Below are 14954 nucleotides of genomic sequence, written 5' to 3'. Positions count from 1 at the left end.
CAGGTTTGCATTGTTAGTCTGAAGTCTCTGTCGCCGTCAATTTCGTTGCGCGTCTGCGCATCGATTCGCCCTTCAGTTCGATCCGATAAGCGTTGTGCACCAGCCGGTCGAGGATCGCATCGCCCAAGGTAGGATCGCCGATCAGTGCGTGCCATTTGTCCACTGGCATTTGGCTGGTCACCAGTGTCGAGCGGTTGCCGTAACGGTCGTCCAGCAGTTCGAGCATGTCGCGCCGTTGCGCAGCGGTAAACGGCGCCAGGCCCCAGTCGTCCAGGATCAGCAAGTCGGTCTTGGCATAACCCGCCATCAGTTTCGCGAAGCGCCCGTCGCCGTGGGCCAAGCCTAGTTCTTCCATCAAGCGCGGCAAGCGCAGATAACGCACGCTGTAACCGTCGCGGCAGGCCTTATGACTGGCACGGTCTGGCCCGCGTAATCGACAAAAAGCTTTTCACCAGCACGGTGTTCCTGGCGCATGACCACGTCGACCTTGGCCGCCCAGAGGCGGTAGTGCTCGCAGAACCAGCTGTATTGGAAGCCTTGCGGATGAGCGAGTCGGTACTCTTGCCAAAGCAGGGCCAGGGTTACGCCGGGGCGGCGCAGCTCGGCGTGAGCCCATGCCCAATCAGGAATTGGACGTTGATCGCTGGGAACGGCGGGCGGCGGCGGAAAAAGTTGCCGTTGCAACTCGGCGTCAGCCAGCTCAGAGGGCCAAGTCAGGCCGCTGGCAGCAAAGCGATTGAGGTACTCGCCGACGCTGGCTCGACCCACCTGCAAGCTGACAGCGACCTGGCGGGCAGATAGGCCGACCTCGAATTTGAGACGTAGCACTTCTCGAATCTTACGCATGGATAACCGCTCCACGACGACCTCTCTGCTTCGATAAAAGAGGTCGATGGTAGTGAATTAATCCTGCGTTGCTACCTGCCTTGAGGGTGGCCGGATGAGCGTGGAACGGGTGGCCGGATCACCGTGGAATCAGTGGCCGGATGCTCATGGAATGGGTGGCCGGATGGCCGTGGAATCCGCATCTCGGGATCGCGCCTGCTTTCCTCGTTCTTGGTGGAATTGGGGGCATGAATAATGGTGGCATCGACGATAGTGCCTTGACGCAGCGACAGGCCTTTTTCTTGTAAATAACCGTTGATGACCGCGAGGATCGCAGGTGCGAGTTGATGCTTCTCCAGCAAGTGCCGGAAGTTCATGATCGTAGTGTCTTCCGGGATCGGCGCGCTCAACGTCAGGCGTGCGAACTGACGCATGGGCGTGATTTCGTAGAGCGCTTCTTCCATGGCCGGATCGCTCAGGGAGAACCAGTTCTGCAACAGATGGATGCGCAGCATGGTTTCCAGCGGATACGGTTTACGGCCACCGCCGGCCTTGGGGTAGAACGGCTCGATCAGCCCCAGCAGGCCTGTCCAGGGCACGACCTGATCCATCTCGGCGAGGAAGCGTTCGCGGCGTGTCTGCTTACGTTTTCCGGCGTATTCGAAATCGGAAAAGCTCATCTGGCTCATGGGCAGCTCGGATCAGGTTGTCAGGCGTATTTCAGCACAGTTGAGGACTTGTTCGGAGATTCCCTAATGGGTACGGGTGAGGTGCGCCTGTAATGCGGGTCAATCGCCCTGAAACAGCGCGACGGGAGGAAAAAAACGTGAATTAAGGACAAGAAGGTCTGTTTTTTCGACCGTTTCATGATTTTTTGAACCTCAAGCAGCGAGGGCATCAAAAATCGGTGAGTACTTCAGACCTTCCCTAGCGTGACGATAAAAACGACCTATTTTGTAACTCGACGCTTCCGTCACATTATAATTTCATCGCGTCAATTGCACGTAATCGCAAAATCATACTCGCAGTATTGACTGCACAGAAGCACTTGCTCCTCGCGTCCATTGCCCGGTTTAGCGCGTCTCGCCGACTAATTACAATGAGATAAGCTGCCCAAAGCTCTCCGCCCCTCCTCGTTGAGCCACCCAATTTCGGATGAAAATGTTGCCATTTCCGCAGGCTTAAGCGACAAAACCTGCACTTGACTGAGTGAGATACTCGGCTGATATCGTGGCAGCCCCTTCCCCAGTAGATATTCCACTATGGGTGGCTTAGTACGAAGTGCCTGTCTCACAAACTATGCGCAAGTCGCACATTCATTCGGCTTGGACCCATTGCCGGAATTACGCAAGGTTGGCCTTGATCCAAGATGCTTGTATGAGCCGGATCTGAAAATCCCCATCGAGGCGGTAGCTTGGCTCCTGGAAAGCGCCGCGCATATTCTTGGTGTCATGGACTTCGGCCTGCGCATGGCCGAAAGCCGAAAATTGTCCAACCTCGGCCCTCTGGCGCTATTGTGCCGTGATGCATCAACGATTCGTTCTGCACTGACGGCTATTCGCAATTTTCTTTACCTGCACAATCAGGGAATGGTGATAAGCATCGAAGAAAGCGGTGGTATAGCGGTACTGCACATCGAACAGGTCGCGCTCGGAAAACTTCCCATACGCCAGGCAATGGAGTTGTCAGTAGCCATGACCCAACGCGTGTTAAAAACGTTGCTGGGAAAACACTGGCACCCGTTAGTTGTCTGCTTTCGCCATACAGCACCTCAAGACGATAGCTCACACCGCCGAGTGTTCGGTACCTCAGTCCAGTTTGGCAGCCCGATGGACGGCATTGTTTGTCGAAGCAACGATCTCGATAAATCGGTCCCGAACTCAGACCCGGGAATGACCCGCTATGTCCAACAGTACCTGGAGAGTATTCGCGAAGATTTAAAACCCACATTACTTGCGCAAGTGAAACAGATTATCTGGGCACTAGTACCGACAGGGCGCTGCACGGTGGATCAAGTTGCGGCCTGCCTGAAGCGAGACAGACGAACCCTGCACCGACAGCTGGCGCGGGAGGGGGAGACGTTTTCTACACTTTTAGACCAAACACGAGGAGAACTGGCTCTAAGGCACTTGGAAAGCTCCACGATTCCATTGGGCGAAATTGCTGCTCGACTCGGCTTCTCCGAACTCAGTGCGTTCTCCAGATGGTTCAACCGACACTTCCATTGCAGCCCTTCAGTTTGGAGAACACGTCAGATCGAGCGCGAACGACTGGTCGAGTCGAATGCAAAGGATTGGACAAATGGAGTGAGATTCGCTCGTCAGCGCCGAGATCTCATCATGTGAAAATTCGATTCCATTCTCGGACGACCAATGTCCGACAAGCTGATAGAGAGCCGCCGAAGCAGCGACGCGCAACTGCTTGCATGTTGGCATCCATAACATAGCTAATAGTCTCACCTCGTTCATTTAGTAAGACGCCACCAGCGCCTCTCAACAACGCCTGACCAGCTGCGACGTCATGCACAGAAACTGGATAGAGTGATATCCCACAGACCCCCTCTCCAGCTGCCACTTTGCGAGCCTGTATGCGATGGAGGGCATCGGAATAAATCTACCTGGTTTGCAAAGCTCGCTATTAATCCTTGGCTTGTTGGTCGCAGCAAAACTCACCATCACAAACTCGCGGCTCGATAACGTTTTTGCAGAAAGTTTTGCTGTCACTGGCCGTCCATTCCGCAACACATGGGTTAACCCCTCAGCCCAAGCTATGCAATCAGGCGAGCCCTCATTTGTTACTGGTGCATACACCACTCCTAACACGGGCGTTCGCTCATACAGCAGCCCCACTGATAGCGCTGAACCTTTGATCCCGTTGATGAAGTCGCTGGTCCCATCGTTCGGATCAACAACCCAACACCACTGATGTCCTGTAAGACAATTTCCGGTTTCCTCGCCCCAGAAATCGCAGGTAAAAAGGTCTAGTAATTTCTGACGTACCAAATGTTCGATTTCTAGGTCTACATCCGCCTTGTCAGCCTTCCCCCTCGGCCCTTCAACTCTTACCCACTCGTCGATCAACAGCTGGCCGGCTCGAATGACAACCTCAATGGTTTCATCAAGTAGTGCAGCAAGATTGGGTGTGGGCACAAGCTTTACCGCCCCATGTGCATTGGACGAGATTTTGTAATTTTCGCTAACAGACGGGCCAGGCGGTCCACCCGCTAATATTCCAGTCGGCTCGAACTCTTTGCCAAATGTCAGGGCAGCATCGAGGAATCTGTCTGCACTTTTTTTTGATCTCTTCTCAAATTTGCGTCTGGCTTCCAATTCAATCAAAGCCTGCAAAGCCCACTTATGATTTACGACCTTACGCCTACCTTTCATCACGGCCTCTTCAGAAACTGCCAGTATGCGGCCCTAGTTTGAAGCAGCCTCCATCAGGGGAATACGGCATCTCCCACCGATCAAAATTTAACGGTAAGCAACAGAAATGCACCGGCTAAAATATTGCTATAGCATATACATCTTTCCCTTTCAGCAATACGCCCCCCCTCCCAAGGGGAGCTACACCGGAGCGCTTAGTGATTTTCCTTTTCGACCGTAAGCATGGAGAGGTACGAACATGGACTCATTGCGAAATTGAAGGACTCTGCTTCGTTGCCACCATCACTTCAATGAGAACGGGACAACGTAACCGTGCTGCCGTAGTCGAGTGTGCTTATGAGCTGCAGCATTACCTGTCTACTGCCAAGGATGTCGTGGTCAAACATGTCCACATGATGTGCCCTCCATCCATTAGCGGACGTAGTGCCTGGGCCTTGGAGGAGCTTGAAAGCATCGTGGCATACAGTGGGGTAGACATAGCCCAACACGCAGTGCTTTACCGGACCGCTATCGCAACCTACAAATTAGGTGAATTGGACCTTCGAAAGAAAAAGCATAAGCGAGTTCTATTCTCTGCCCGCCACCTGGAGCGGCAGTCACCGACAGCCTCCGATTCTTCATTTGACGCTACGGAACCGCGACTACTGGCGTCTCTCTGAGTACGTAGAATATTGAAAAATCATACAAGGCGAGAAAATCGTCAATATTGCTATAGCGTATAGCTCTTTATCCCGCAACAGGGCTTTATCGTGCCTTTTGCGGGTTACCAAATGGATCTCAGAGAATCCTTCGGGGTTACGGTAAAGGCTATTCGTCAAAGCAAAGGGCTACCACAAAATGCTGTTGGCATCAATCAGGGGTATGTGAGCGAACTCGAAAGTGGCCAAAAAACGCCGACCCTACCCAAAATGGCTGCCATCGCAAAAAATCTGGGAATTCATCCACTGACCCTCCTCGCCGCTGTGTACAGCAACATGGGCCCGGAAGATTCTGTTGAGCTTATAGCTCGGGTGGTTAGAGAACTTGAGGACCTGAAGCAGCCTTCAATCTAGATCTCTTCTTAGGCGCGCGACGCCGAAAAGCAGAGGCACGGTCTTTACATTTTCACTGCTCAGTTTTATCCAGCTTGCCCTGAGCATCAGGGGTGATTATTCCGTCAAAGCTCAGACTACGCTGAGCATCTCGCGGTGAAGGCCACCGGCTCTCAATCAGGCTTCGAAAAGGTGGGGTTTCGAGGTGAAAAAGATGTGCTATTCATCATCAGCAATCTACAGAGGACCCGATTACTGTAGAGCCCCTTCACACGACACCAAAATGCCCAAATTTAAGCAGCTGAAAAATGTCAGATTGAAAGCGACCTAGCTCTGCGTCCCAGATACCGCGCAGGAAAGGTGCCTCATGCTTGTTAACGTTTTGTGCGAGAACGTTCATCGTACCTATCGGCACCGACTGGAAACTCTTCTTCATCTTCTAACGACCGCGTCGGCTCAGGAAATTCACGAACTGATCGAGCTAGGATTTCCAGCCAGCAGCATCAAGACTCTGTGCGTGAGTGGCGTAATGGGTCCCTCCGAGCGGGATTGGGTCATTCCCCTTAAAACCCTCAACACGAAATTGGAACAGGATCAGCGACTGTCGGTGGACGAAAGTGATCGTCTGTACCGTTTTGCGCACATTATCGCCATGGCCGAGGCTATATTCGGGGATGACCGGGCACTCCCTCACAACTGGTAAGAATCCGGGGATATGAGCATTACTTGATGCGTCCGACATCGCTGATTTCCGAACAGCGCCAAGTACGACAAGACAGCCACTATCATGCCTCGCAGCGAGCACAATGATACTAAGCTAGCGACACCAGTGAATAGGGTGGATTAGCTACAGCACATGCTGCCCGATTATCAATTTACAGTTATTTCACGCAATAGTTTCAGCTGCCGCTTGAGGTCGGAAATTTCTTTCTCTAAATGTTTAATTTTCGATTTGTTATCTTTTGGTAGCTTCTTATCAAGCCTGGAAAATGCGTCTGATATGTATGTGTAGAGCGAGTTAGGATTCGCCTGGCCTACTTTAATAGCTACAGCTGCGGCTACAGACTCTATAGAGGTATCCAACTTTAGCTCAATTCTACGCATAATTTCACGCTCCACCTCATCATTGATAAACTTATGACGAAATACATGTATTGATCCTTTGGGCATACCCGAGGCACGCATGGCCGAAGCGATGAACCCTGTTATGGCTCTATCGGTAAGTGGTTGACCAGTTTTACATGAAAGAAAAAGTCGATCTTGTGACACAGATGCCGGAACCTTGAGTCGCTGAAGGAGTGCTTTTCTAGGTCCCTCGATGTACTGAAGAATAGACGAAACTAACTGGAAAGGAAAAATATACGAAAACTGATAACTAAACTTCTGAGATGAAGGCACAATCGCAAGATCAACTAAGGCTTCCTCACTCTCCAACGCTGCCAAAAACTGGATGCAAGTAAGTGAGTTTATAGATGCTCTTCGCATTCCCAAAGTATCAGCGACATCAAGAATTACAGTATTGCGTGACGCAAGATAGTCATCATTGAGACTATTAAATTGGTACATCATTTTTCCTTTGGTAATACCGGTCGCAGCTTTCATTGGTCGATGCTTACTTGATGCACCACTTAACGGAAATAGTAAAGGGTAAAGTAATTTAGGAGTGCGACTTCTATCACCCTTACCTGCGGTTAAGTTCAAAGTCGAGCGAATACTGCACCCTGAAGGGCCGATGAGGTTTTTCGTGGAAAGATTACATTCTTGGTACCAAAATACAAAGCTATACACTGATTTTAAACGACTATTGACAGTGCGCTTTTGCACCTTTTCAGAGCCTCGTTGGCCTATTCGCTCTCTCAAGCGTACGAATTCTGCGTCCCGAAACTCTCTAATCTTTACATCGTCTAGATTTGTCAGACTAATAGAGTTTTCATAACAATAACTCATAAGCCTTACAACATTATATATAGCTGTCTCAACAGTCAAATTGGTCAAGGCACATTGACGACTCAAATAGATAGAATAGTCAACCAACTCCAGAATTATTTTTCCGCTGTTGCGCCACCTTGCCACGGCATAGCGCCCACCTTTCACATCCAGCCACCTAACTTTTATTGGGTGCATTATGGACTACTCGCAAACCGGTCACCTTCGCCAACGTTTTTTTCAACTCGCGATTTTCGTTTGCAATAGCTTCGAGCTCATTTTTCGAGGAAATTTGATAGTTGCGATAGTCATCCACGAGAGCTTTGTATTTCTCTTGGGACGCGATATTTCTCAGAGACCAATCGGAATGTTCAAGCCGTAGGCTAATCAATTCCTGTTCTAGGACCCGAATATAGACATTAAGCTCTGAAATTTCGTTCTTCAATTTCTTGAAACGATCACCTTTTTCAAGAGTCTTACGCACAGTTTTCGTCAACAGAGAAATTGCTACCTGTACTTCTGCTCTCAACGCAGGATAATTATTTAATGTATCATTAGCATTTCTAAAAATTGGCGGTAGCGAATCTCGGAAAATATTACTATTTTGAGATAAATCCCAGTTATTAAACTGCCTTATTGTAAGTGGGTAGTATTCAGTTCTGCCTTCGGAGTTGAGCGGTATCGCTTGCGCCCATGCCTGAAGAATTTCCTTCTTTAATATTATATTTTGTAGCGCTGTTTGTTTATTTATCTCGCCTCTATTCATGAGTGTCTCTCATAATGAAACTGAATGATTCTATCGATATTCGCTACTTCACGGGCTAAATTCTGAGCTGACGCCGAACCTCCTGACGCCCGATCTAACTCAGCACGCAATAGGGCATGATCTTCAATCATATTTTTTATATGGTGCTCATTCAGATATTGAAATGGACAGCCGTGGCAGACCGCAGGACTGGCCAACTCCGGGCGTAGTATGTTGGTTACAGGAGAGCTACAGCGAGCAAATGCACTGTGCCGACTCGTCGATGCAACACAAAGACTATGACGAAAAGGATTAGGAAGATGTCCTCTACTTAAAAATCGATTAGCAATTACTTTGGCTTGCTCATTGATTGCGAGGTTAGTAAATTCCACAGAGTTCAAATATTTTTTATATACAGTCTTTAAAAATTTTGTGAACCCACCACGCCCGTCTCCACCACTCAAAGTGTATTCGACCAGCTCAGCCATTCGCTCTTTTGCTATTTCTAAAATAGACTCTTCCAGATCCTCACAATGTTCACCGTAGGATTTTCGTACACTTTCAGGATTGACACCATATAGATTAAAAATCGAATTTAGCTCTCCTTCAACTGCCGGATCAGTTATATAAGTGACGGTTGCAGTAAAACAGTCGTGTTGGTATTGATACGATAAAGCCTGCACTTCAGGAAGCTCATGTCGATACATGAACAATAGACCGTATAAGCGTCTAAACATGTGCGCGGATACTTCAAGAGAGTGGCCATCAGGAAAAATGTAATCAAAGAATCGCGCAACGTAACCACGCCTCGTGTCACTAAAACTAAACCAACATAACTCCTGGCCTATGCCCTCACGTTCACCAAAGCGACGATAGGAAAACAGATTTCTTTCTCTGTCACTGACAATTTCCGCACCCCGACCAAGCGCCCGATCAACCCTGTCAAATTGATCATGAATTTTCTCAAGCACCTTAAGGACGCGATAGCTGATACCGTTTATAAAGAAAACAGAATAATCTAACAGCGTTTTTTCGATATAAAATTCAGAAACATACAAACCCAACTCCTCATCCATGATCTTAGCGCAACCATGATGAACTCCATATTTTTTGTGCTGAATTTCATCACGTCTACGCGCATTGCAAACCGCTAACACTACAAAACAAGCACTCATTAATAGCAAAATCAGACCGCAGACGTAATTACCGCCCACACTTGCACTATTGTCTCGGCCTATTTTACCAGGAGGAATAAGTTCATCTATATGCGACCCCAGTACAATCCTTTCTATTTCGGAACCTAACTCGAACCTCCCCAACTTAAAATTCTTAATAACTGAGTTAGCAATTTTATCGAGTAGCGAAACCAATACATCAGAAAATGAAAGTATAATTTCGAAAGAGCCAGCAAATAATAATGCGGCATCCCGCGGACCTATGTTTGGTGTTCTTAGGGGACTTGATGTCAAAGCTCTGCTAAGCGCAACTCCATTTAAATATGGATATTGCTTAAGGCCAATGCCAGCTGCAAGCCCGTGAAGATTGTTCAATGCCCCCAGAAGATGCCGCATTGAGCTGTAACCAAGTGGCTCTATGCTTAGTTCCAAACGACCTCCTTCCGAAAACCTGGAGATATAATGCTGAAAAATTAATCCAAAATCTGAACCATCTATATTAGTCGAAAGAAGATTTGCAAATTCGCTTTTTGGTAAGATTGAGTCAGGGCGTTGGAGAATTACACTGTCAACCCTTGCCTCAATGCATAAAACTCCAATCCATCCAACTTTGGAGACATCTTCTGCGAATTTCTGCATAAAATCGTTCGGAACCGAAGACAACTGAAGAAAATTCATTATCCAGCAATATTCGAAGAATTTTATGCACTGCCTTGCTTGCACTCTCGCACGATCGTGGCGCCCTTTGGAAGATCTCGTCCTGAACATAAAATCGTTCAAAAAAAATAGGACTGCGCAGGTTAGATCATCTCTAGACAAAAGGGACGTAGGCGAGTCGTAAACATCGTTAGGGGGAAGCCAAAACAACTTAAGGTCAAATACAGCAAAGTCTTTATGTGGCTCATCAGCTCGTGAGTCATATCGTCTTATTTTAACGACCCCATTTTGATCAAGCTTCAGATCAGAATGCAAACCATATCTGCCTATTTGCTCTATTACGTATTCACTGAACTCCGTAGATTGCCTATTCATTTTTCGTCGCCTCCTCCGCATCATCCAGAAACACTCTATATCTCGAATTTTTTATGTAATCATAAAGACTCAAAACATAGGCCATAGCATCAAAATGGTATTTCCTAAACAACGCTGAATTGTTACTTTCAAGGCGACGCCAGTTATTCAAATAATAATGTTTTCTCCGCACCAAATCTTTTATCGAATCATTGTCAATTATGATTTTTCTGTTTTTGCAGCCCCCACTACAATGACATGTTAACGCAGCGCACACCCCATCGAAAACGAAAGCTTCATCTGGCGGATTACGCTTGTCGGCGCAGTATGAACCATCTCCAATTGCACTAAATAGCTCTGGCTTAACGCGATTAACGTCAAACTCAAAGTTCCCCTTTCCGCTTTCCACCAACCGGAATATGACCGTGCTTTCAAGCCTTCGTGAAAACTCGAGGTTCATTGATGAAAACATCCTACGACTTACTAGGCTATCTAAATAACCTACCGTTGTATTCCTGCTTCTATGTCCAGCTTTCCTCCTGATACTCTCAACGTTCCGCCCTTCTAGCCTGTCTCTTTCAAACACTTGATTTCTTATATAGCCATAGGAAAACGGAGGTATTTTATGTCTAGAACAGAAGCTATCCTTTGCTATTATCCCAATAGCCTGAGCTGAATAGCTTGTCTTATTTACTCCAAGGAACCAAAGCAATTGCTCTTTTGGCGTTATGAGGCCTTGTTTCACCAATGAATCCCTGTGCCACATTAAAGTTTTCATGGCGGCATATTCTGGTTTCATATCCCGTTCAATGTAGATGGGCGGTGTGTAGTCATCTGTTTTCTCTTTGTAACCTTGCAATTTCCAATATCGCCCTTCATTCTCGATATTATCTTTTTCCATGCCGATCAATGCGCCAGCATTCCAACCAGTTGCACACAACAACAAAATGAATATCGACTGTAGTTCCGGACCGATACACCTATAATGGACATGAAAACAAAGACTTGTTTTTTTGAAGTATGGTGTATAGTCCCCCAAGACGCGTATCAGGATGTCATCAAGCTTAGAAAAGAACTGCGAGTGCTCGAACTCTAATCTTTCCCCTCCGTTCGATTCATAAACCTCCATATATGCTGAGACTACTTCCTCATCACTATACTTCGCCCTTTCCTGCTGCCACTTTGAATTAATCGACTTATTCAAAATCTGCTTTTCGATCAGTTTTATTAATTCACGGGAAGCGGGATTCGCCTTCAGCGCTTTGAGCTTATCGCGCATTTCTTTAAAAAACTGTATATCTTCGTAACAAGCTCGTTTAAGTCGCTCGAGATCCGCAGAAACTTTCTCTTTCGTTTTAATATACAGCTCTTGATAAGTCTGATGAGGCAAGGCTCCCAAAGGTTCTTCTATGAGCCCATCTGCACCTTCCACAAGGGAGTCACTAAGCAATATGCTCGGTGCTCTCGGATATACTAATGAAGTCTTAAACCTTATGGCTCTTCTGTCCAATTCGCTGCCTGGAAGAATATGCCGCAATCCATTGCAGCAAATCTGCCTAAAATCTTTTGAGATAGTGTACCTATGCTTCTCGGACATGATTTCTGATTTAAGAGCTGACTCTATTAATCCGAAAAGATTCGGCATTTGACTCACTTCGACTTTAAGCTTTGGGGGCTTGAGCAGCGCAGCGATTTCCTCATTAGCTTCTGCAAGCTTGACGACATACCTCAAGGAATTAACAGACCCAGCCAGCGACCGGCTATCTGACCGTACGGCAAAAAACGCTTCTATTGCCTCTATGAACCATGCCCCCTCGGGCAGGACCGATTCGTCCCACTCAATCTCGACTTGATTGTAGTACGTACGGCCATACATCGTGGAGCTGCAGGGGATCGAAAGGCATGGGCACATGGCTTTGCTCAACCAAGGTGGACTTAGGGTGGGATGTCCTTAGGGATAGCAGATTTCGGCTACCTTGCTCACTGACCAAACTACATTTCAGCAAACGCTGAATCTTGCGCCGGCGGATTTGCCGAAGGACGGCGGGCGATTTGATCTGGCGATTGCCTTGGGAATTTTGTCAGCCAGCGTGCAAGTGCCTACATTGACGCTGGATGACATTGAATGCCTGGGGGAGTTGGCGTTGTCAGGCGCGGTACGTGCTGTGAGAGGCGTATTGCCGGCTGCGCTGGCTGCACGCAAGGCCGGACGCTCGCTGATGGTGCCGCGGGCAAATGCCGAGGAGGCCTGCCTGGCGTCGGGGTTGAAGGTGTTTGCCGTGGATCACCTGCTGGAAGCCGTTGCGCACTTCAATGGACATACGCCCGTTGAACCCTACGTTTCCAATGGCTTGCTCTACGCCAGCAAACCCTATCCCGACCTCAATGAAGTGCAAGGGCAACTCTCGGCCAAGCGCGCATTGCTGATTGCGGCAGCTGGAGCTCACAACCTGCTGTTTAGCGGACCGCCGGGGACCGGGAAAACGCTGTTGGCGAGCCGATTGCCGGGGCTGCTTCCCCCGCTAGCCGAAAACGAGGCGCTGGAAGTCGCAGCCATTCAATCCGTCACCAGTTGCGTGCCCTTGAGCCATTGGCCGCAGCGACCGTTCCGCCAACCCCATCACTCTGCTTCCGGCCCGGCGTTGGTGGGTGGTGGTTCGAAGCCGCAACCCGGCGAAATCACCCTCGCCCATCATGGCGTTCTATTCCTCGACGAGCTTCCGGAATTCGATCGCAAGGTGTTGGAGGTGTTGAGAGAGCCCCTCGAATCCGGCCACATCGTGATTTCACGCGCCAAGGATCGCGTTAGGTTTCCAGCCCGTTTTCAATTGGTGGCCGCTTTTGTGGGGAATCGCAGATTGAAGGGAAATAGCGGAGCCTTTGGTGGTATTTCCAATCAACCATCCATACGCCAGATGACAAACGCATCACAACACAGCGATAGGACTGTGACTTACACATTGGGCACCGGTACTCACTGTTTTTATCAGGTTGGCTTCGCCAAGTTCCCTGACATGCTGGCCTATTAAAATTCGTCAGGGCATGGCCGACGGTGGCGATTTAATTGACGATTGCGGGGCTCGTCGGCGATCGTTCTTGTGCACTATACCGAGCCACTAGATCTTTCTCCCCACTCAACCAATATCTCGACGACTAGGGCATGACCGAGCGTTTCGCATCGGGCGCAGCGGCTGGGGTCCGCAAACCACTAAAGGTGCTTTGATCCATTTGCAGCTTTACCGTTGCCTAACATGCCGTGTGAATTGCCATTCATGTCTGGGAAGTGAGCTGTTCAGGGGGTTCGGAAATCGGATAGAGCCCAGCGAGTTAAATTCCACCCTTTAGTGAAACCCTGCGCAGCGCTGTTTAACCACCGAGCTGAGTTCTCGCAGGTTCGTGCACCAGTTAAAAAACCTAATTCGGCTTTTCATTCACGAGCTTTCTGGATGCATTCATCGAGCAAGAACCCGCGTGGGGCAACGTCAAAAAGCCTCGTATAGGTGATTCGAAAGTAAGTGCGGCTTGGATTAAGTGCTTGTTGTTTTACCGACAGCGATCAAAAACGCCACGTCATGTTGCCGGTGACAGCCTGAATCCAGGCACGATCAAATTGGCCGGAAATACGAGAGCCTGAAACCGATTTACTCTGGTCCACCGGCATGTCACCCAGCCAGACCATGGCCCAACTGACATTGACGTCGGTGTCCTGATTCAAGGCATAGGTGGCGCCAGTCGCAATACGCCAGGACTCGGCCATCGGCACGGTCACGGTACGGTTACTATCCGATACGGCACTGCTGTCGTACGCCAGTCCGACATTCCACAATAGTTTCTCGGTGGCCTGATATTGGGCACCAAGGGAGAGGTGCCAGGTGTCTTTGTAATGAGCATCAACAGTGGTTGATTGTCCGCCGACTGCATTGGTGTCGACTTGTACTGCGACATCACCAAATTCGGACCAGTCCTGCCAGTTGACGGAGGCGAGCAAGGCCCATTTGTGATCGAGCTGCTGGAACAGACTGAGGGTGACCGTTTGTGGCACCGTCATGTCAAGCTGGGTGTTCAGGCCGTCAAGACGACCTAGCCCTGCCCCATCACCATTTACGTTCAGACCGTCTTCAAATTTCAGATCAATTTTGCTCGTATAGGCCAGGCCAATGCGAGTGCCGGCTTGTGGCGCGTAGATAACCCCGACGTTGGCACCAAATCCCCAGTCATTGTCCTTGTACTTGAATTGGCCGTCGCTACGACTAGTCACGCCTAAAGGCGACCGATCGATGGCGGTCTGGGCTTGAAGCATGCCGTACATGGCTTTCACTCCGACGCCCACGGACCATTGATCGCTGACGCGATAGGCCACGCTGGGCACAAATGACAAGCCGCCCAGGCTGGCGTTTTGGGCGAAGTAACGACCCGACCAGTCGTTGTCATAGTTTGCCGCTAGGCCAAAATCGGCGTACTGACCAAATCCGATACTCCAGCGATCATCGAGTTGATGACTGATGAAAAAGCTTCCACCTGGCATCGCTTCAAGCGCATTGCCACTGCCCGTACCCGAAACATTGGTATCGCCGTCGCGATCAAATTTGAGGTTGCCGTAAAGGAGTTGCACGCCCCCGGTTATTTGCGTACCCGGCAGATAGCTTAGGCCCGCGGGGTTACTGGCGATCGTCGACGGGCCTTGGGCGCGAGCTGCGGCGCCAGCATTGGCTAGACCGGCATTATCGGTGCCGATTTCATAGAGCATCAGGCCACTGGCCAGCGTGGTTTGGGCAAGCAGTGCCAGCACTGCAAATGAAGAGAGCGTTGCGGTTTTTTTTATCTGCACAAGAAATCCTTATTGTGTACATCGACG

Annotated in this window: 8 protein-coding genes and 5 pseudogenes; 4 read left to right on the top strand and 9 right to left on the bottom strand. The window is 49.2% G+C overall.

Annotated features, from left to right (window positions below; all coding sequences use genetic code 11):
- Window positions 1–13 precede the first annotated feature (13 nt).
- From istB to NL116_RS02010, 3 pseudogenes are all read right to left on the bottom strand, one after another.
- Window positions 14–412, bottom strand: a pseudogene (istB, locus tag NL116_RS02020) (IS21-like element ISPre4 family helper ATPase IstB); the annotation flags it as partial.
- Window positions 406–846 (bottom strand): annotated as a pseudogene (locus NL116_RS02015) (IS21 family transposase); the annotation flags it as partial. The pseudogenes NL116_RS02015 and istB, both read right to left, overlap by 7 nt.
- 179 nt (window positions 847–1025) lie before the next feature.
- A pseudogene (locus NL116_RS02010) lies at window positions 1026–1514 on the bottom strand (IS5 family transposase); the annotation flags it as partial.
- Window positions 1515–2159: 645 nt separating this feature from the next.
- Here NL116_RS02010 and NL116_RS02005 point away from each other — a divergent pair.
- Window positions 2160–3170, top strand: a complete 1011-nt coding sequence (locus tag NL116_RS02005) for an AraC family transcriptional regulator (RefSeq protein WP_494375807.1) — start codon at window positions 2160–2162, stop codon at window positions 3168–3170.
- Here NL116_RS02005 and NL116_RS02000 read toward each other — a convergent pair.
- Window positions 3163–3974: pseudogene (locus NL116_RS02000) on the bottom strand (inositol monophosphatase family protein). The gene NL116_RS02005 and the pseudogene NL116_RS02000 sit on opposite strands and share 8 nt — an antisense overlap.
- Window positions 3975–4981: 1007 nt before the next feature.
- Between NL116_RS02000 and NL116_RS01995 the strand changes: the two are divergent.
- Window positions 4982–5263, top strand: a complete 282-nt coding sequence (locus NL116_RS01995; protein ID WP_494375806.1) for a helix-turn-helix domain-containing protein — start codon at window positions 4982–4984, stop codon at window positions 5261–5263.
- 346 nt (window positions 5264–5609) lie between these two features.
- The gene (locus tag NL116_RS01990) at window positions 5610–5945 is read left to right on the top strand and encodes an antitoxin Xre/MbcA/ParS toxin-binding domain-containing protein (RefSeq protein ID WP_494375805.1); all 336 of its coding nucleotides are present in this window, start codon (window positions 5610–5612) and stop codon (window positions 5943–5945) included.
- A 167-nt stretch (window positions 5946–6112) separates the two neighbouring features.
- Here the strand turns inward: NL116_RS01990 and NL116_RS01985 are convergent, their stop codons facing one another.
- From NL116_RS01985 to NL116_RS01970, 4 genes are all read right to left on the bottom strand, one after another.
- The gene (locus NL116_RS01985; RefSeq protein ID WP_494375804.1) at window positions 6113–7366 is read right to left on the bottom strand and encodes a hypothetical protein; all 1254 of its coding nucleotides are present in this window, start codon (window positions 7364–7366) and stop codon (window positions 6113–6115) included.
- Entirely contained in the window at window positions 7347–7934 is a 588-nt protein-coding gene (locus NL116_RS01980; protein ID WP_494375803.1) for a DNA glycosylase, read from the bottom strand. The genes NL116_RS01985 and NL116_RS01980 overlap by 20 nt, the downstream gene beginning before the upstream one ends.
- Entirely contained in the window at window positions 7931–9727 is a 1797-nt protein-coding gene (locus NL116_RS01975) for a hypothetical protein (RefSeq protein ID WP_494375802.1), read from the bottom strand. Before NL116_RS01975 ends, NL116_RS01980 begins: the two co-directional genes overlap by 4 nt.
- A gap of 385 nt (window positions 9728–10112) precedes the next feature.
- A complete protein-coding gene (locus NL116_RS01970) occupies window positions 10113–11975 on the bottom strand; it encodes a hypothetical protein (protein ID WP_494375801.1) in 1863 nt (620 codons plus the stop codon).
- A gap of 130 nt (window positions 11976–12105) precedes the next feature.
- Between NL116_RS01970 and NL116_RS01965 the strand changes: the two are divergent.
- Window positions 12106–12939 (top strand): annotated as a pseudogene (locus NL116_RS01965) (YifB family Mg chelatase-like AAA ATPase); the annotation flags it as partial.
- A gap of 716 nt (window positions 12940–13655) precedes the next feature.
- Here the strand turns inward: NL116_RS01965 and NL116_RS01960 are convergent.
- On the bottom strand, window positions 13656–14927 hold the full coding sequence (locus tag NL116_RS01960; protein ID WP_494375800.1) for an OmpP1/FadL family transporter: 1272 nt from the start codon (window positions 14925–14927) through the stop codon (window positions 13656–13658).
- Between the last annotated feature and the right edge of the window lie 27 nt (window positions 14928–14954).

Source organism: Pseudomonas sp. FBCC-B1667 (assembly GCF_059133255.1).
The sequence above is the reverse complement of the archived record's forward strand: the minus strand, read 5'-3'. Positions and strand labels throughout refer to the sequence as shown.